We start from the raw sequence: 15679 nt of genomic DNA, 5'->3' as shown, positions 1-15679 counted from the left end.
AACGGAGCCGATTCAGCACATGACACAGCCGCCCCTCGCCGGTATCCGCGTGATCGAACTCGCCCGCATCCTGGCGGGGCCCTGGGCGGGTCAGGTGCTCGCCGATCTGGGTGCCGACGTCGTCAAGGTGGAGAACCCGGATGGCGGCGATGACACGCGCAAATGGGGGCCTCCCTTCATCATGGGCCACGACGGCGAGAACCTGTCGGCGGCCTATTACCATTCGACCAATCGCGGAAAGCGCTCCGTCGCCATCGATTTCTCCCAGCCCGAAGGCGCGGACACGCTGCGCCGGCTGATCGCCACGGCCGACGTGCTGATCGAGAACTTCAAGTCCGGCGGGCTCAAGAAATACGGGCTCGATTACGAGAGCCTGAAGTCGATCAACCCGCGCCTCGTCTATTGTTCGATCACCGGCTTCGGCCAATCCGGACCCTATGCGGCCCGCGCCGGCTACGACTTCATCATCCAGGGAATCGGCGGACTGATGTCGATTACCGGCGAGGCCGGGCGAGAGCCGCAGAAGGTGGGCGTTGCAGTCTCCGACATCTTCACGGGCCTCTATGCGGTGATCGCGATCCAGGCCGCCTTGCGCCATGCCGAAAAGACGGGCGAAGGCCAGCATATCGACATGGCGCTGCTCGACACCCAGGTCTCGATCCTCGGCAACCAGAACCTGAACTACCTGGTCTCCGGAAACGTCCCGGTCCAGATGGGCAACGCGCACATGAACATCGCGCCCTACGAGGTGCTGCCCGTGCGCGACGGGTATATGGTATTGGCGGTGGGCAATGACGGGCAGTTCCAACGTTTCTGCAAGGTCGTGGGACTTGAACAGCTGGCCGTCGATCCCGACTTTGCGACCAATCCCGCGCGCGTGACCAACCGTTCAAGGCTGCGCGAGACGATCATAGCTGCGCTGGCACAATGGGATCGCGACCCGTTGCTGGCCGAACTGGAGAAGGCATCCGTGCCGGCAAGTCCCATCAACAACATCGCCCAGATGTTCGAGGACCCGCAGGTTCTTGCGCGCGGCATGAGGATGGACCTTGATGACGGACAGGGCAACATGTTGCCCTCGGTGCGCGCGCCGATGGTGATGAGCGGGACGCCGCTGCAATATCAGCGCCCCTCCCCGAGGCTCGGGGAACACACGCAGGAAATCCTGGCCGAACTGGAAAAGAAAGAATCAGCATGAAGAAGACAGGCGGACAGCTCATCGTCGAGGCACTCGAGGTCAACGGCGTCGACCGCATTTTCTCCGTGCCCGGAGAGAGCTATCTGGCCGTTCTCGACGCGCTGCATGATTCCAGCATCAGGAATTTCGTGTGCCGCCAGGAAGGCGGGGCGGCGATGATGGCCGACTGCCACGGACGGCTGACCGGCCAGCCCGGCATCTGCTTCGTCACCCGCGGCCCGGGCGCCACCAATGCGTCTGCCGGCATCCACATCTCCGCGCAGGATTCCATCCCGATGATCCTCTTCATCGGCCAGGTGGCGCGCGGCAACCGGCACCGCGAGGCCTTCCAGGAGATCGACTACCGCGCATTCTACGGCTCGATCGCCAAATGGGTGGTCGAGATCGACGATGCGGCCCGCATACCCGAACTGGTAACCCGCGCCTTCGCCGTCGCGACCTCGGGCCGCCCTGGCCCGGTCGTCATCGCGCTGCCGGAGGACATGCTGACCGACGAGATCGAGGCGCCCCGGCTGCTGCCCTACACACCGGTCGAAATGTCGCCGGGGCCGGACGAAATGGAACGGCTGGAAGAGCTGCTGAAGGGCGCCAAGCGGCCCTTCGTGGTGCTCGGCGGCACCCGCTGGACTGAGGAATCGGTCAAGCGCATGTGCGCGGGTCTCGATCGCTGGAAGCTGCCGGTCGGCTGCTCCTTCCGCCGCCAGTCGCTGTGCGATCAGCTGCACTCCTCCTATGCCGGCGATGTCGGCATCGGCATCAACCCGAAGCTGGCCGACTACATCAAGAATGCGGACCTGCTGGTGCTGGTGGGCTGTCGCTTCGGCGAGATGCCCTCGGCCGACTACACGCTGACCAAAAGCCCCTATCCCGACCAGAAGCTGGTCCACGTCTATCCCGACCCGCATGAACTCGGCCGCGTCTACCGGCCGGAACTGGGGATCGCGGCGACGGTCAACGGCTTTTCGGCTGCGTTCGCCCAGTTGAAGCCGGAAGGGACGCCCGCCTGGGCCGCCAAGACGGAAGAGCTTCACCAGGGCTATCTCGAATGGTCGACCCCGCCGAAGAAAGGCGTCGGCGACGTCCATATGGGCGAGGTCATGACCTGGCTGGAAGAGACGCTGCCCGAGGATGTCATCATCACCAATGGCGCGGGCAATTTCGCCAGCTGGGTGCACCGCTACCACCGCTACCGCCGCTACGATACGCAGGCGGCGCCAACTTCGGGCTCGATGGGCTATGGCGTGCCGGCCGGCGTCGCGGCCAAGGCACTGCATCCGGGCCGCGAGGTGATCACTTTCGCGGGCGACGGCGACTTCATGATGCACGGCCAGGAATTCGCGACCGCCGTGCAGTACGACCTGCCCTTCATCGTCATCATCCTGAACAACGGCACCTTTGGCACGATCCGCATGCACCAGGAGCGGGACTATCCCGGCCGGGTGTCGGGCACCGACCTCAAGAACCCGGATTTTGCCGCCTATGCCCGTGCCTTTGGCGGCCATGGCGAAACGGTGACGAGAACCGACGAATTCGCGCCGGCCTTCGAGCGCGCGCGCGCCAGCGGCAAGCCGGCGATCATCGAGGTGAAGATGAGCCCCGAGGCGATCACTCCCACCAAGACGCTCTCGGAAATCCGGGAGGGCCGCTGATTGGCCGCTTCAGACAGCCAGGCCGGGCCGGCCGACGCAGCAACGTCTGGAGAAGCGGCGCATGTCGATCATGCGTTGCTTGCGGCGGGTCTGGCCGTGCTTGCCTGCCTGTTCCTGTGGGCGTTGATGCCCGCCCACATGCTGTGGGATGCCGACGAGGGCTATTACGCCCGCACCGCCGCCGAGATGCTGCAGTCGGGCAACTGGCTGGTGCCGACCTATAATGGCGAACTCTTCGCCCACAAGCCGCCGCTCAGCTTCTGGCTGATGGCGGCGGGCATCTGGCTGTTCGGCGAAGGCGAGTTCGCCGTCCGCTTCTTCTCGGCGCCCGCCATGGCGGCCAGCGCCTTCCTGACCTTCCTGATCGGCCGGCGGCTGTTCGACGACCGCACGGGCCTGTGGGCGATGGGCGTTCTCGCGACCTCGCTGATGGCGGTCTATCTCGGCTTCGCGGCGATGCTGGATGCGGTGCTCCTGTTCACCGTCACGCTGTCCATCTGGGCCTATGTGGAGATGACCATGCGCCCCGGGCGGGCCTTGCTGATGACGGCCATCTTCGGCATCGGGCTTTATCTGTCGCTGCTCGCCAAGGGTCCGGTCGGCCCGGCAGTGGTGGTCACGATGGTGGCGGCCTCCTGGGTGATCATTCCCAGGGGAGAACGCATACCGTTCCGCCAGGGCGTGGGCCTCGCCGCCGTGTCGCTTCTGGCACTCGCCGCCTTCCTCGGCTGGGCGATTCCCGCCGACCGTGCGAGCGGCGGGGATCTGATCTCGGAGGGCATCGGCACCCACATATTCGGCCGCGCGCTGGCACCGATGGAAGGTCATGGCGGCAGCGGTCCGATCGGCTACGTCCTCACCCTGCCCGCCTATGTGCCTTTCCTGCTGCTCGGTTTCTTTCCCTGGATCATCCATCTGCCGGCGGCACTTCGCGGGTTCGTGGCCGGCAGCTTCGGCGATCGCCGCTCGCGCGTGCTCCTGTGGTCATGGGTACTGCCGACATTCCTGATGTTCACGCTGGCCGCCACCAAGCTGCCCCACTACGTCTTCCCCCTCTATCCCGCCCTTGCGATCATGGTCGCCGCGCTCATCGTGCAGACCGGAGACCGGCCAGACCGCCTGAAAGGCTGGCTGGCAGGCGGCGGCTGGCTCTATCTGGCCGGCGGCCTTGCCACCGGAGCGGCGATCGCGACCTCGCCCATGCTGCTGCCGGCACACCCGTCCTGGCCGGTGGCCCTGGGCTTGGGCATCGCACTTGCCGCCGTTGTGGTGGCCGTTTTCCGGGCCCAGATCGGCGGCCGCACGCTTGCCGCGAGCCGGCTCCTGATCATTGCCACGCCCCTGGCATTCGCGGGCCTCTTCTGGCTGGTCATCAGGCCTGTCGAGCCGGCCATCAAGCTGGCCGCGCCGATGGCATCGACGGTCGCCGAAGCTGCCGGGAATGATGCGGAGATCTATCTGGCCGGTTATGGCGAGCCGAGCTTCTTCTACTATCTCGGTCACCCGCATGACAGGCCGGTCCAGCGCATCCGCGAGTCGGAGGCGGGCCTGGAGCAGGCTCTGGGCGATGCCCGTGCCATCGTTCTCGTCGTCCCGCGCGACCTCATGGAGCAGGCGGCGGCGATGGCAGACGGCCGACCGATCGAGATCGTCGGCACGTTCGCAGCACACAATGTCAACCGGGGCGGCCGCTTCCAGGAGATGACCGTCGCCCGCCTGCCGGCCATACCCGAATGAGAGCGACGATGACCAAACCGCGCCTCGTCAGCATCGTGGTTCCCGTCTTCAACGAAGCCGAGGCCGTCTCCGCCTTCATGGTCGAAATCCAGAAGACGGCAGCTCACATCGCCCGCCGCTTCGAAGGCGGGATCGCCCTGGAACTCATCTTCGTTGACGATGGTAGCCGCGACGAGACGATCGCCCGGCTCCTGGCGGCGCCAAGCCCGGATCTGCCGTTTCGCATCGTGCAACTGTCGCGCAATTTCGGCAAGGAGGCCGCGATGTCGGCCGGCTTGTTCGAGGCGAAGGGCGACGCCGTCACGATCATCGACGTCGATCTCCAGGACCCCCCGGATCTGATCCCGGAGATGATCGAGCGCTGGTTGGAGGGGGCCAAGGTCGTGCTCGCCCGCCGCAGCGACCGCAGCGAAGACAGCTACATGAAGCGGCGCACGGCCAGCTGGTTCTACGAGTTGCACAACCTCATCTCGGACGTCCAGATACCGCATAATGTGGGCGATTTCCGCCTCATGGACCGCGCGGTTGTCAACGAGGTGAACCGGCTTGGTGAAAACCGCCGTTTCATGAAGGGCATCTTCGCCTGGGTGGGCTACGAACCGGTCATCATCGACTACAAGCGCCCGGCCCGGGCGGCCGGCACGACCAAGTTTTCCGGCTGGCGTCTCTGGCGTTTCGCGATAGAGGGCATCACGAGTTTCTCGACCGCACCGCTTGTGGTGTGGACCTATGTGGGCTTCGCCATTTCCGCCCTCTCGCTGGCCTACGCCATCTTGGTCGTGGTGCGGACGCTCATCTTCGGCGTGGACGTGCCGGGCTTCGCGTCACTGCTCGTCGGCATCCTGTTCCTGGGCGGCATCCAGCTTCTGGGCATCGGCATTCTGGGCGAATATATCGGCCGCATCTATTCGGAGGTGAAGCGGCGGCCGCCTTATGTCATTTCGGCCCGCCACGAAGGACCGACTTCTTCCGCCGCCATCTCGACGAAGGCACCAGAACTCGGTTCGAAGGCTCCTCCGCAGTGAGACAGGTCTTGCTGTTCGGTCTGGTCGGCGTCACCGCTTCGCTCGTGCATTTTCTGCTGGCGGCGGCGCTTTTTTCCTATCTTGGTGTCAACCTGTTTGTGGCCAATGTCTTCGGCTTCCTGCTGGCGATTTCCGTGTCCTATTTCGGGCACTATTACCTGACCTTCCGCTCGCGCCAGGCGCACCGGACCGCCGTCACGCGCTTCGTCGTCACCGCATTGACGGGGTTTGCCGTAAACAATCTCAGCCTTGCCATGATGACCTGGGCGATCGGCTATGAAAGCCAATGGTCGCTGGGCACCGCCATTATCGTGGCGGCCGCGGTGGTCTATCTTTTGTCGGGCAGATGGGCTTTCGCCGCACGTTGAAGGGCTTCAGCCCTTCCAGCGTCTGTCGAGCGCATAGCCCACCGCCGCCCCGAGAGCGATGCCGGCAACCATGCCAACGGGCACGTTGCCGATGACGATTCCGAGTACGGCGCCGATGCCGACGCCGATCGCCACGCCTAGTCCGAGATGCGATTGACCTTCCATCCCGCCTAGATGGCGCAATGGGGCACGGCTGGCAAGCCTCCGATCGGCAGTCCCCGGATCAATCCATGCAGCCGGGCCTCACCCCTTGCGTGCGAGGTCGAGCGCCATGCCGATTCCCGCACCGACCGCGATACCGATACCGATTCCCATCGCGACATTGTCCATCGTCGCGCCCAGACCCGCGCCAAGCGCCACGCCTACGCCAATGCCTGCACCGATCCAGTAGCCTGACTTCATGAGGGAAAAGATGGGCCGTGACGTCCGGACGTCAAGCCGGCATGGAAGCATCAACGAAGCCGTGGTATGAATCCTTCATACTTCCGAAGGAGCAACCACAATGAACAAGATCGACCGCCGCACGATCAGCCTGCCCGCCGAACAGGGCGATTACATCGACCGGCTCGTCCAGTCCGGCGAATACGGCTCGGCCAGCGAGGTTGTCCGCGCCGGGATCCGGGCGCTGCAGCAACACGACAAGGCCATCGAGCACTGGCTGCGCACGGAGGTGGCGGAGACCTATGACAGGATGGTGGCTGATCCGAGCCGCGGCATTCCAATCGAAGAAGTACGCGCCGAATTTGTCGAGCGATCGAAGAAGCGGCGTGAAGGTGGCCTGTGAAGAGCCGCCCCATTATCATCGCGCCGGAAGCCCGAGACGACCTGCTGGACATCGAAGAGTGGTTGATCGAGTCCGCATCGATACGAACGGCTGAAGGTTTCGTTCTGCGCATTATCGATTTTTGCTTTTCTCTCGACCTCGCATCGGAGAGGGGCGCGCAGCGCTACGATCTGATGCCAGGTTTGCGTATCGTTGGCTTCGAGCGACAATGCACGATCGCCTTCGCCGTGCATGACGACCGGGTCGACATTCTCCGCGTCTTCCGTGCCGGTCGCGACTGGGAGGCCGAGTTCGAGGAGGAGTGAACCGGCTCACGCCGCGTCGAAATCGAGCACCAGCCTTCTGGTCGTCGGGCGCGACTGGCAGGCAAGCGTGAAGCCGGCCTCGATCTCCCAGGGCTGCAGCGAGTAGTTGACCGCCATCTCCGCCTCTCCTTCGACGATACGGCAACGGCACGTGCAGCACATGCCACCCGCACAGGAATAGGGCAGTTCGAGCCCCGCCTTCTGAGCGGCCTCGATGAGGCCGGAATCGGCTTCTTCCAGCGTAAAGGACCGCCGCACGCCATCGAGCACCACTTCGATCGTTGCGCCCTGGCGGGCGGTTTCTTCGGCCTCGCGCGAACGGGGCCTGGGCGGTGGTGCGTCGCCGGATGGCGTGAAGCGCTCGAAGCGGATGCGGTCGGGATCGACGCCATAATCGCGCAGCGACTGCGTGACGCTGTCGATCATCTCACCTGGACCGCAGATGAAGATGCCGTCAGCCGCGAGTGGTTCGATGAGCTGGCGTTCGGCCAGTTGCACGATCCGCCCGCCATCGATGCGGCCATTGAGGATGTCCACGTCCTGGGTCTCACGCGACAGCATGTGGAGCATGCTGAAACGCTGGAGATAGCGGTCCTTGAGATCTTCCAGTTCCTCCAGGAACATGATCGAGCCACTGGTGCGGTTGCCGTAGACCAGCGTGATGGTGCTCATGGGCTCGTGGGCAAGAACGGTCTTGGCAATCGACAGCATCGGGGTGATGCCGGAGCCGGCCGCGATCAGAATGTAGTCGTGGCGCTCGCCGGTCAGCGAGGTGAAGCGGCCTTCGGGCGGCATGACGCGGATCGTGTCGCCGACATTGAGCCTTTCATTGACGAAGCCCGAGAAGCGGCCATCCGCGATCTGCTTGACCCCCACCTTGAGATGTCGTTCTCCCGGCGCAGAACAGATGGAATAGGACCGCCGCGCTTCCTCGCCGTCGATGTCGGCAGCAAGCGTCAGATATTGGCCCGGACGGAAGGAGAACACGTTCCTGAGATCGTCGGGCACTTCGAAGGCGATGGCGACCGCCTCCGGCGTCTCGCGCACGATCTCAGCGACCTTCAGTTCGTGGAAACGGGCCATGATCGCGATCCTAGATGCACTTGAAATAGTCGAACGGCTCGCGGCAGGTGAGGCAGCGATAGAGCGCCTTGCAGGCGGTCGAACCGAATTCGGAAACGCGCTCGGTCTCGCGCGATCCGCATTTCGGGCAGGCCACCTCCACCTCGCCGAAGAGCGAGCGGATCGAACCCGACGCCTTCTCCGGCGGGGCAATGCCGTAATCGCGCAGCTTTTCCCGACCTTCTGGCGTGATCCAGTCGGTCGTCCAGGCGGGCGACATCACGCGTTCGATGCGGGGTGTGAAACCGGCCTCCAGCAGCGCCGCCTCCACCGCCAGCTCGATGGCATTGACGGCCGGGCAGCCGGAATAGGTCGGCGTCAGCCGCGCAACCGCGACGCCATCGATCATTTCGACGGAGCGGAGAATACCGAGATCGGCAACGGTCACGCAGGGGATTTCGGGATCGGGCACCGCGGAGGCGGCAAGCCATGCCTTGTCGCCGGAGTCCCCAGCAGCCGTGATGGTCGCCCTCATGGCACTCACCACGAGGCCCCCGGATAGGTGCGCTGCATGTGCTGGAGCTCGGCCAGAAGATAGCCCATATGCTCGCCGTGCCGGCCCTGGCGGCCGCCGGACTGGGGCCACTGTGCCTCCGGCATGTCGAGCCCCGCTTCGGCAAAGACCGGCAGCACCACGCGATCGAAGGCAGGCCTGAGCGCCGCCGGATCGGGCGCAATTCCCGCCTCGGCGATGGTTTCGGTGAGCCCGTCGGTCTGGAAGAGCTCATCCAGATAGGGCGCAAGCGCCTCGACCGCCGCCTTCATGCGTGCAGCACTCTCCTCGGTCCCGTCGCCCAGCCGCACCACCCATTCGCCCGCATGGCGGATATGGTAGGCGACTTCCTTCACGGCCTTGCCGGCAATGCCGGAAAGCGTTTCGTCGGTGGATCGCTGCATGGCGTCCCACAGCGGATGAAGATAGGCGGCAAACCAGAACTGGCGCAGCATGGTGTGGGCGAAGTCGCCATTCGGCCGCTCGACCAGAAGGCAGTTGAGGTATTCGCGCTCGCGCCTGAGATAGGCGAAGTCATCCTCCGTGCGGCCATTGCCTTCGATCTCGGCGGCGTACTGGTAGAGCGAACGTGCCTGGCCGATCAGGTCGAGAGCCATGTTGGGCATGGCGAGATCTTCTTCCAGCATCGGCGCATGGCCGCACCATTCCGACAGCCGGTGGCCGAGAACGAGATTGTCGTCGGCCATCCGCAGCACGAAGGTCAGAAGCTGATCGCGCTCGACCGTCATCACATGTGCCCCACTTCGTCGGGGATTTCGTAGAAGGTCGGGTGGCGGTAGATCTTCGAGGCCGTCGGCTCGAAATTCTCCGCCCGCTGGTCGGGATCCGACGCGGTGATCGAGGCCGAGGGCACGACCCAGATCGAGACACCCTCGCCGCGGCGCGTATAGACGTCGCGCGCGGCCTGGAGAGCCATCACCTCGTCGGCCGCATGCACCGAGCCGCAATGCTTGTGGGCCAGCCCGTTGCGCGGGCGGATGAAGACTTCCCAGAGGGGAATTTCGTTTCTGCTCATGGTCTTCACTCCGCTGCCAGCTTCGTCGCTTCGCGCCGTGCCTTGCGCTTTTCCGCATGGGCCAAGGCCGCCTCGCGCACCCAGGCGCCGTCGTCCCAGGCCTTGCGCCGCGCCTCCAGGCGTTCCTTGTTCATCGGTCCGCCGCCCTTGACCACCGTCCAGAACTCGTCCCAGTCGATCGGGCCGAAATCGTAGTGACCGCGTTCCTCGTTCCACTTCAGCTCGGGATCGGGCACGGTGAGGCCCAGATACTCGGCCTGCGGCACGGTGGAATCGACGAATTGCTGGCGCAGCTCGTCATTGGTGAAGCGCTTGATCTTCCACTTCATCGACTGGTCGCCATGCTGGCTCTCTGAGTCGTGCGGGCCGAACATCATCAGCGAGGGCCACCACCAGCGGTTCAGTGCGTCCTGCGCCATTTCCTTCTGCTCTTCGGTGCCGGCCGCGAGCGTCATCATGATCTCGTAGCCCTGGCGCTGGTGAAAACTCTCCTCCTTGCAGACCCGGATCATGGCGCGCGCATAGGGGCCATAGGAGCAGCGGCAGAGCGGGATCTGGTTCATGATCGCCGCGCCGTCGACCAGCCAGCCGATGGCGCCGATATCGGCCCAGGTGAGTGTGGGATAGTTGAAGATCGAGGAATATTTCGCCTTGCCGGCCAGAAGCTCCTCGGTCATCTGCTCGCGGCTGACGCCCAGCGTCTCGGCGGCCGAATAGAGATAGAGGCCGTGGCCGCCCTCGTCCTGCACCTTGGCGAGAAGTGCTGCCTTGCGCTTGAGCGAGGGCGCGCGGGTGATCCAGTTGCCTTCGGGCAGCATGCCGACGATCTCGGAATGGGCGTGCTGGCCGATCTGGCGGATGAGCGTCCGGCGATAGCCCTCGGGCATCGGGTCGTTGGGCTCGATCTTTTCCTCGGCGTCGATGCGCGCCTGGAAGGCGGCGAGGAAGGATTCGTCCTCCGTCGTCTCGGTCTTCGCTCCGATCAATCCCTGGCTATACATCAGCGCTCCTCCGTGTTCGGATGGTGACATCCAACCGCCGCCATTCGATATGTAACAGAAATGGGCGGTACCTTCAATATTCTGTAACATATTTTCGGGGGAGCATATGTCGGCATTCGGCATCACGGAAGCACGCGAAACCCTTCAGAAGGTCTTTGCGCCCTGGATCGTCGCTCTGGGGCTGGAGCCTGTCGGCTTCGACGCCGCCGGCGCGGATTTCCTGCTCCCGGAGAACCCCAGCCTCGTCCATATCGGCGGCGTGATCTGCGGCCAGGCGACGGCTTCGGCCGCCGACACCTGCGCGGTCGTGGCGCTCGCCGCGCTCAACGGCCGTTTCCGCATCTGCACCACGGTCGACCTGACGACGCATTTCATCCGCCCACTCAAGCCGGGGCCGGTCGAGATCAGGGTCGACGTGCTCTCGAATGGCAAGCGCATGGCCTACACCCGCGTCGAGATGCGGGCCAAGGGGGAGGCCAAGGTTGCGGTGACGGCGACAAGCGCGTTTGCGTATCTGGAGGATTGAGCCGCCGACTTGAAAGCACCCCCTGATCAATCTAGATTATCAGCTAGATGGAGACAGGCCAAATGCGCGAGATCGGTCTTTTTGAAGCCAAGAACCGACTTTCGGAACTCGTCGGCAAAGCCGAGAAGGGCGAGGAAATCGTCATAACGCGGCGGGGCAAACCAGCCGCGCGGCTGGTGGCGCTCCGGAACGACGACGACAAGAGACATCAGGCCCTCGAGGCGGTCGCGCGTATCAGGGAGTTGCGCAAAGGCCTGACGCTTGGCGGACTGGACATAAAGGAACTCATCAACGAGGGCCGCAGATGAGCCTCGTGCTCGATGCATCCATGGCGATTGCGTGGCTCTTCGCCGATGAGACCACCGAGGCGACTGAAGCGATTTTCGACGAGGTTGCCGTGGCGGGCGCCAAGGTTCCCGCTATCTGGAGTCTGGAAGTGGCCAACGCACTGCAAAAGGCCATGCGACGGGGGCGCATGACTTCAGCGGAGCGGGAACTGGCTCTGAGCCAACTTGGAAATCTCCCGATCGAAGTTGATCCGCAGACGCATTTGCATGCCTGGGGTGCGACTCTCGAACTGGCGGACTTGCATGGCTTGAGCCCGTATGACGCCAGTTATCTGGAGCTAGCTCGCCGGGAGAGGAAGCCTTTGGCGACGTTGGACGCAAGTCTGGCCCGTGCAGCCAAGGACGTCGGGATCGAGCTGAAGACGCCGTAGCTCCGTCGGCCCTAAAGCCCCCTCACCCCGCCAACCAATATCCGCGTCGCCAGTCTTGCATAGTCGGCGCGGCTCACCGGGCCGCCGTCGCGGAACCACATATAGGCCCAGTTCATCATGCCGAAGAGGCTCATGGTGACCGGCTTGATCAGGGGCTTGCCCGCGAAGAGGTCGGGATCCAGCGCGCGCACGGCCTCGGCGAAGATGGCGACCAACCGGCGTTCCAGCTGTTTCAGCTTCTCCTGGTCGTCGTCGGGCAGGATCCGCATGCCCTCGACCTGGACCCGATGCTCGGCATCGGCATCGCGATACGCCTCCAGCAGGGCCACGACCAGAGCTTCAAGCCGGGCTTCCGGCGGAAGCATGGGATCGTCGGCCTCCTCCACCACCTCGACCAGAACCGTCAGGTGCGTTTCCACGATGTCGAAAAGCAGCGCCTCCTTGGAGGCATAATAGTGGTAGAGCAGCCCCTTCGAGACGCCCAGTTCGCCGGCGAGTTGCGCCATCGAGGCGCGGTCGTAACCGTCGCGCGAAAAGACGATCGCCGCCCGGTGCAGCATCGCCTCGCGCTTGTCGTCGTGATCCTTGGCGCGGGTGCGGGCCACCGTTTCCCCTACCCTTTCGGTCGGTTGTCGACGATGCGCTGGGCCTTGCCCTGGCTGCGCGCGACGCCTTCCGGCTCGGTGACGTTGACGATCACGGTCACGCCGATCACCTCCTTGATGTGCTCGCGCAGCAAGCCGGCACACAGGCTGCGCGACTCCTCTGCCGCCGCATGAGGCATCGCTTCAACATGCACCGTCATGCAGTCGAGACGGTCCTCGCGCCACAATTCGACCTGGAAATGGGGGCTGAGCCCCTCGACCTTCAGGATCTGCTCCTCGATTTGAGTGGGGAACACGTTCACCCCGCGCAGGATCATCATGTCGTCGGAGCGGCCGGTGATCTTTTCCATGCGCCGCATGGTCCGCGCCGTGCCGGGCAAAAGCCGCGTCAGGTCGCGGGTACGGTAGCGCACGATGGGGAAGGCTTCCTTGGTGAGCGAGGTGAACACGAGTTCGCCCCGCTCGCCGTCGGGCAGCACCGCGCCCGTCTCCGGGTCGATGATCTCGGGATAGAAGTGGTCCTCCCACACATGCAGCCCGTCCTTGGTCTCCACGCACTCATTGGCGACGCCTGGACCGATCACCTCCGACAGGCCGTAAATGTCGACCGCATGCATGTCGAAGGCGTTTTCGATTTCGGCCCGCATGGCGTTGGTCCACGGCTCCGCCCCGAAAATGCCGACCTGAAGCGGGCTCTCGCGCGGATCGAGCCCCTGGGCCCGGTATTCGTCGAGGATGGACAGCATGTAGGATGGCGTCACCATGATGGTGGTGGCGGCAAAATCCTCGATCAGCGTCACCTGCCTTGTCGTCATGCCGCCCGAGACGGGCACCACCGTGCAGCCCAGCCGCTCCGCCCCGTAATGGGCGCCGAGCCCACCGGTGAAGAGACCATAGCCATAGGCGATGTGGACGACGTCGCCCGGCCGCGTGCCCGAGGCCCGCATGGACCGCGCCACGCAGTCCGCCCAGACCTCGATGTCGTTCTTCGTGTAGCCGACCACCGTCGGCTTGCCGGTCGTGCCGGAGGAGGCATGGATACGCACGACCTTCTCGCGCGGCACCGCGAACATGCCGAAGGGATAATGCTGGCGAAGGTCGCCCTTGGCGGTGAAGGGGAACTTCGACAGGTCGGAAAGCGCCTTCAGATCGTCGGGATGCACGCCCGCCGCATCGAAGCTCCGGCGGTAATGCGGAACGTTGTCATAGGCGTGTTTCAACGACCATTTCAGCCGGTTCAGTTGCAGCGCGGCGATTTCGTCGCGCGAGGCGATCTCGATCGGGTCGAGATCTTCCTTCCTGGGTGTCAGATCCTTCATCACGTCCTCCCCGCGGCGCCGGGCCGCGCCTACTCCTCGAAATGCTTGCCGTCGATCTGGCGCGACGCGCCGCGGAATTCGGCGATCGGACGCCCATCCTGGTCGCTCACCCGCACGTCGTAGATGCCCGAGCGCCCGTAGCGCGCGATCTCGCGCGCCTGCGCAGTCAGCCGGTCGCCGAGCTTTCCAGGCGCGATGAAGGTGATGGTGTTGTGCTGCGCCACCACGATGCGGTTGTACGAATTGCAGGCAAAGGCGAATGCGGAATCGGCCAGGGTAAATATGTATCCGCCATGGCAGATGTCGTGGCCGTTGGTGTGGTGCTTTTCGACCGTCAACGACGTCGTCGCCGTGCCAGGCCCGACCGCGTCCAGGCTCATGCCGAGCCATTTCGATGCGTCGTCATTCGCCCACATGGCGTCGGCGCTTCTGCGCGCGATTTCCTCCGCCGACAATGTCATGATCTGCTCCTCCACCAGTCCCGGCAAGACTTGCATAAACCGACCGGTCGGTCAATAATACGCGCAACGGCACGACGATGCCGAGGGAGGAATCATTGACCGTGACGACCATTCTGGCCGCGCTCGCCGACACTTTCGACATCACCGCGATACCGCCGGCTTTCGCGGAGGATCCCTTTCCGACCTACCGGGCGCTGCTCGAGCACGCCCCGGTCAAGCATTTCGCGGACGGCTCGATCATGCTGTCGCGCTACGCCGATCTCGACCGGGTCTATCGCGACACAAAAGCCTTCTCGTCGGACAAGAAGGTCGAGTTCCTGCCCAAATATGGCGACACGCCGCTCTACGAGCACCACACGACCAGCCTCGTCTTCAACGATCCGCCGCTGCACACGCGGGTGCGCAAGATCATGATGGGCGCGCTGACCCCGCGCGCCATCTCCGCCATGGAGCCAGGACTCATCCGTCTGGTGGACTCGCTGCTCGATGCGATGGAAGAGAAGGGCGAGGTCGACCTGATCGAGGATTTCGCCGCCGCCATTCCGCTCGAGGTGATCGGCAATCTGTTCGTCATGCCGCATGAGGAACGCGGACCGCTGCGCGACTGGTCGCTCGCCATCCTCGGCGCGCTCGAACCGGTCCTGAGCGAGGAGCAGAAGGAGCGCGGCAACCGCGCGGTGGAGGACTTCAAGGCCTATCTGAAGGACCTCGTCGCGCGCCGCCGCAAGAACCCGGGCGACCCGGCGACCGACGTCCTGACGCGCCTCATCAACGGCACGCCGGAAGGAGAGGAGCTTTCCGAGACCGAGCTGCTGCAAAACTGCATCTTCATCCTCAATGCAGGCCACGAGACCACGACCAACCTGATCGGCAACGCGCTGTTTGAGCTCCTGGATTGGCCGGGTGAGAAGCAGCGCCTGGAGGCCGAACCCGGCATGATCGACACGGCCGTCGACGAATTCCTGCGCTTCCAGTCGCCCAACCAGCTCGGCAACCGGATGACAACGGAAGACGTGGAGTTCCACGGAGAGACGATCCCGGCCGGGACACGTATCCATCTGTGCATCGGCGCCGCCAATCGGGATCCGCGCCAGTTCACTGAGCCCGACCGGCTCGACCTTTCCAGAAAACCCAACCGGCATCTGGCTTTCGCGCAGGGCCCGCATCTCTGCGCGGGATTTTCGCTTGCGCGGCTCGAAGGCCGCATCGCCATCGCGCGTTTCCTGAAGCGCTTTCCCAACTACCGGCTGGCGGGTGAGCCGCGGCGTACCGGACGCGTGCGGTTTCGCGGCTTTGCCAGCCTGCCGGCGCAAGTGAATTGAAGAGGACGAG

21 protein-coding genes are annotated in these 15679 nt (G+C 64.3%); 11 read left to right on the top strand and 10 right to left on the bottom strand.

Translation table 11 applies throughout. The annotated features are described in order from the left end of the window. The first annotated feature begins 19 nt into the window (after nt 1–19). From GRZ55_RS09875 to GRZ55_RS09855, 5 genes are read left to right on the top strand one after another with little or no spacing between them, the layout of a single operon-like run. Nucleotides 20–1198 (top strand): CaiB/BaiF CoA-transferase family protein, encoded by a 1179-nt coding sequence (locus GRZ55_RS09875; protein ID WP_169286749.1) that lies wholly within the window; start codon nt 20–22, stop codon nt 1196–1198. Next, nucleotides 1195–2847 carry a thiamine pyrophosphate-binding protein gene (locus GRZ55_RS09870; protein ID WP_169286748.1) on the top strand — a complete coding sequence of 551 codons (1653 nt, stop codon included), beginning with the start codon at nt 1195–1197 and terminating at the stop codon, nt 2845–2847. Before GRZ55_RS09875 ends, GRZ55_RS09870 begins: the two co-directional genes overlap by 4 nt. Further along, nucleotides 2848–4584: a glycosyltransferase family 39 protein gene (locus GRZ55_RS09865; RefSeq protein ID WP_169286747.1), complete on the top strand. Its 1737-nt coding sequence runs from the start codon at nt 2848–2850 to the stop codon at nt 4582–4584. It begins immediately after the preceding gene. Nucleotides 4585–4592: 8 nt separating this feature from the next. Next, nucleotides 4593–5609: a glycosyltransferase gene (locus GRZ55_RS09860; RefSeq protein ID WP_169286746.1), complete on the top strand. Its 1017-nt coding sequence runs from the start codon at nt 4593–4595 to the stop codon at nt 5607–5609. Further along, a complete protein-coding gene (locus GRZ55_RS09855; protein WP_169286745.1) occupies nt 5606–5977 on the top strand; it encodes a GtrA family protein in 372 nt (123 codons plus the stop codon). Before GRZ55_RS09860 ends, GRZ55_RS09855 begins: the two co-directional genes overlap by 4 nt. Before the next feature lie 6 nt (nt 5978–5983). Here the strand turns inward: GRZ55_RS09855 and GRZ55_RS23620 are convergent, their stop codons facing one another. Next, on the bottom strand, nt 5984–6112 hold the full coding sequence (locus GRZ55_RS23620) for a hypothetical protein (RefSeq protein ID WP_256379802.1): 129 nt from the start codon (nt 6110–6112) through the stop codon (nt 5984–5986). Between the two features lie 108 nt (nt 6113–6220). After that, the gene (locus GRZ55_RS09850) at nt 6221–6379 is read right to left on the bottom strand and encodes a hypothetical protein (RefSeq protein ID WP_169286744.1); all 159 of its coding nucleotides are present in this window, start codon (nt 6377–6379) and stop codon (nt 6221–6223) included. Nucleotides 6380–6479: 100 nt separating this feature from the next. Between GRZ55_RS09850 and GRZ55_RS09845 the strand changes: the two genes are divergently transcribed. Continuing rightward, nucleotides 6480–6761, top strand: a complete 282-nt coding sequence (locus tag GRZ55_RS09845) for a type II toxin-antitoxin system ParD family antitoxin (RefSeq protein ID WP_169286743.1) — start codon at nt 6480–6482, stop codon at nt 6759–6761. Continuing rightward, nucleotides 6758–7066, top strand: coding sequence for a type II toxin-antitoxin system RelE/ParE family toxin (locus GRZ55_RS09840; RefSeq protein WP_169286742.1), 309 nt, complete (start codon nt 6758–6760; stop codon nt 7064–7066). The genes GRZ55_RS09845 and GRZ55_RS09840 overlap by 4 nt, the downstream gene beginning before the upstream one ends. Nucleotides 7067–7072: 6 nt before the next feature. On the opposite strand, the gene paaE is transcribed toward GRZ55_RS09840, so the two are convergent. The 5 genes from paaE to paaA are packed head-to-tail and all read right to left on the bottom strand — an operon-like array spanning nt 7073 to nt 10718. Continuing rightward, complete coding sequence (gene paaE, locus GRZ55_RS09835) at nt 7073–8149, bottom strand: 1,2-phenylacetyl-CoA epoxidase subunit PaaE (RefSeq protein ID WP_210257301.1); 1077 nt, start codon at nt 8147–8149, stop codon at nt 7073–7075. Nucleotides 8150–8159: 10 nt separating this feature from the next. Next, a complete protein-coding gene (paaD, locus tag GRZ55_RS09830; protein ID WP_169286741.1) occupies nt 8160–8663 on the bottom strand; it encodes a 1,2-phenylacetyl-CoA epoxidase subunit PaaD in 504 nt (167 codons plus the stop codon). A gap of 5 nt (nt 8664–8668) precedes the next feature. After that, complete coding sequence (gene paaC / locus GRZ55_RS09825) at nt 8669–9430, bottom strand: 1,2-phenylacetyl-CoA epoxidase subunit PaaC (RefSeq protein WP_169286740.1); 762 nt, start codon at nt 9428–9430, stop codon at nt 8669–8671. Further along, nucleotides 9430–9717, bottom strand: a complete 288-nt coding sequence (gene paaB, locus GRZ55_RS09820; RefSeq protein WP_169286739.1) for a 1,2-phenylacetyl-CoA epoxidase subunit PaaB — start codon at nt 9715–9717, stop codon at nt 9430–9432. Before paaB ends, paaC begins: the two co-directional genes overlap by 1 nt. Nucleotides 9718–9722: 5 nt before the next feature. Next, on the bottom strand, nt 9723–10718 hold the full coding sequence (paaA, locus tag GRZ55_RS09815) for a 1,2-phenylacetyl-CoA epoxidase subunit PaaA (protein WP_169286738.1): 996 nt from the start codon (nt 10716–10718) through the stop codon (nt 9723–9725). Nucleotides 10719–10824: 106 nt separating this feature from the next. Here paaA and GRZ55_RS09810 point away from each other — a divergent pair, with 106 nt between their 5' ends. The 3 genes from GRZ55_RS09810 to GRZ55_RS09800 all read left to right on the top strand — a co-directional run bounded on the left by GRZ55_RS09810 (nt 10825) and on the right by GRZ55_RS09800 (nt 11962). Next, nucleotides 10825–11244 (top strand): PaaI family thioesterase, encoded by a 420-nt coding sequence (locus GRZ55_RS09810; protein WP_169286737.1) that lies wholly within the window; start codon nt 10825–10827, stop codon nt 11242–11244. Nucleotides 11245–11306: 62 nt separating this feature from the next. Next, nucleotides 11307–11552 carry a type II toxin-antitoxin system Phd/YefM family antitoxin gene (locus GRZ55_RS09805; protein WP_169286736.1) on the top strand — a complete coding sequence of 82 codons (246 nt, stop codon included), beginning with the start codon at nt 11307–11309 and terminating at the stop codon, nt 11550–11552. Next, complete coding sequence (locus GRZ55_RS09800) at nt 11549–11962, top strand: type II toxin-antitoxin system VapC family toxin (RefSeq protein ID WP_169286735.1); 414 nt, start codon at nt 11549–11551, stop codon at nt 11960–11962. Before GRZ55_RS09805 ends, GRZ55_RS09800 begins: the two co-directional genes overlap by 4 nt. An 11-nt stretch (nt 11963–11973) precedes the next feature. On the opposite strand, the gene GRZ55_RS09795 is transcribed toward GRZ55_RS09800, so the two are convergent. From GRZ55_RS09795 to paaI, 3 genes are read right to left on the bottom strand one after another with little or no spacing between them, the layout of a single operon-like run. Then, entirely contained in the window at nt 11974–12567 is a 594-nt protein-coding gene (locus tag GRZ55_RS09795; protein ID WP_169286734.1) for a TetR family transcriptional regulator, read from the bottom strand. 8 nt (nt 12568–12575) lie between these two features. Continuing rightward, complete coding sequence (gene paaK / locus GRZ55_RS09790; protein ID WP_169286733.1) at nt 12576–13886, bottom strand: phenylacetate--CoA ligase PaaK; 1311 nt, start codon at nt 13884–13886, stop codon at nt 12576–12578. A 29-nt stretch (nt 13887–13915) separates the two neighbouring features. Beyond that, nucleotides 13916–14347 (bottom strand): hydroxyphenylacetyl-CoA thioesterase PaaI, encoded by a 432-nt coding sequence (gene paaI, locus GRZ55_RS09785; RefSeq protein WP_169286732.1) that lies wholly within the window; start codon nt 14345–14347, stop codon nt 13916–13918. Between the two features lie 95 nt (nt 14348–14442). Between paaI and GRZ55_RS09780 the strand changes: the two genes are divergently transcribed. Beyond that, nucleotides 14443–15669, top strand: a complete 1227-nt coding sequence (locus tag GRZ55_RS09780) for a cytochrome P450 (RefSeq protein WP_246734650.1) — start codon at nt 14443–14445, stop codon at nt 15667–15669. Nucleotides 15670–15679 lie beyond the last annotated feature (10 nt).

It is taken from the genome of Chelativorans sp. ZYF759 (genome assembly GCF_012911015.1).
In the GTDB taxonomy this organism is placed as follows: domain Bacteria; phylum Pseudomonadota; class Alphaproteobacteria; order Rhizobiales; family Rhizobiaceae; genus ZYF759.
The sequence above is the reverse complement of the archived record's forward strand: the minus strand, read 5'-3'. Positions and strand labels throughout refer to the sequence as shown.

Bases quoted from the DNA above. Each gene is read 5' to 3' on its own strand.
- GRZ55_RS09860 (WP_169286746.1), top strand. From the start codon at position 4,593: ATGACCAAACCGCGCCTCGTCAGCATCGTGGTTCCCGTCTTCAACGAA.
- GRZ55_RS09810 (WP_169286737.1), top strand. From the start codon at position 10,825: ATGTCGGCATTCGGCATCACGGAAGCACGCGAAACCCTTCAGAAGGTC.
- GRZ55_RS09805 (WP_169286736.1), top strand. From the start codon at position 11,307: ATGCGCGAGATCGGTCTTTTTGAAGCCAAGAACCGACTTTCGGAACTC.
- paaI (WP_169286732.1), bottom strand. From the start codon at position 14,347: ATGACATTGTCGGCGGAGGAAATCGCGCGCAGAAGCGCCGACGCCATG.
- paaK (WP_169286733.1), bottom strand. From the start codon at position 13,886: ATGAAGGATCTGACACCCAGGAAGGAAGATCTCGACCCGATCGAGATC.
- GRZ55_RS09870 (WP_169286748.1), top strand. From the start codon at position 1,195: ATGAAGAAGACAGGCGGACAGCTCATCGTCGAGGCACTCGAGGTCAAC.
- paaA (WP_169286738.1), bottom strand. From the start codon at position 10,718: ATGTATAGCCAGGGATTGATCGGAGCGAAGACCGAGACGACGGAGGAC.
- paaD (WP_169286741.1), bottom strand. From the start codon at position 8,663: ATGAGGGCGACCATCACGGCTGCTGGGGACTCCGGCGACAAGGCATGG.
- paaC (WP_169286740.1), bottom strand. From the start codon at position 9,430: ATGACGGTCGAGCGCGATCAGCTTCTGACCTTCGTGCTGCGGATGGCC.
- paaE (WP_210257301.1), bottom strand. From the start codon at position 8,149: ATGGCCCGTTTCCACGAACTGAAGGTCGCTGAGATCGTGCGCGAGACG.
- paaB (WP_169286739.1), bottom strand. From the start codon at position 9,717: ATGAGCAGAAACGAAATTCCCCTCTGGGAAGTCTTCATCCGCCCGCGC.
- GRZ55_RS09845 (WP_169286743.1), top strand. From the start codon at position 6,480: ATGAACAAGATCGACCGCCGCACGATCAGCCTGCCCGCCGAACAGGGC.
- GRZ55_RS09800 (WP_169286735.1), top strand. From the start codon at position 11,549: ATGAGCCTCGTGCTCGATGCATCCATGGCGATTGCGTGGCTCTTCGCC.
- GRZ55_RS09850 (WP_169286744.1), bottom strand. From the start codon at position 6,379: ATGAAGTCAGGCTACTGGATCGGTGCAGGCATTGGCGTAGGCGTGGCG.
- GRZ55_RS09875 (WP_169286749.1), top strand. From the start codon at position 20: ATGACACAGCCGCCCCTCGCCGGTATCCGCGTGATCGAACTCGCCCGC.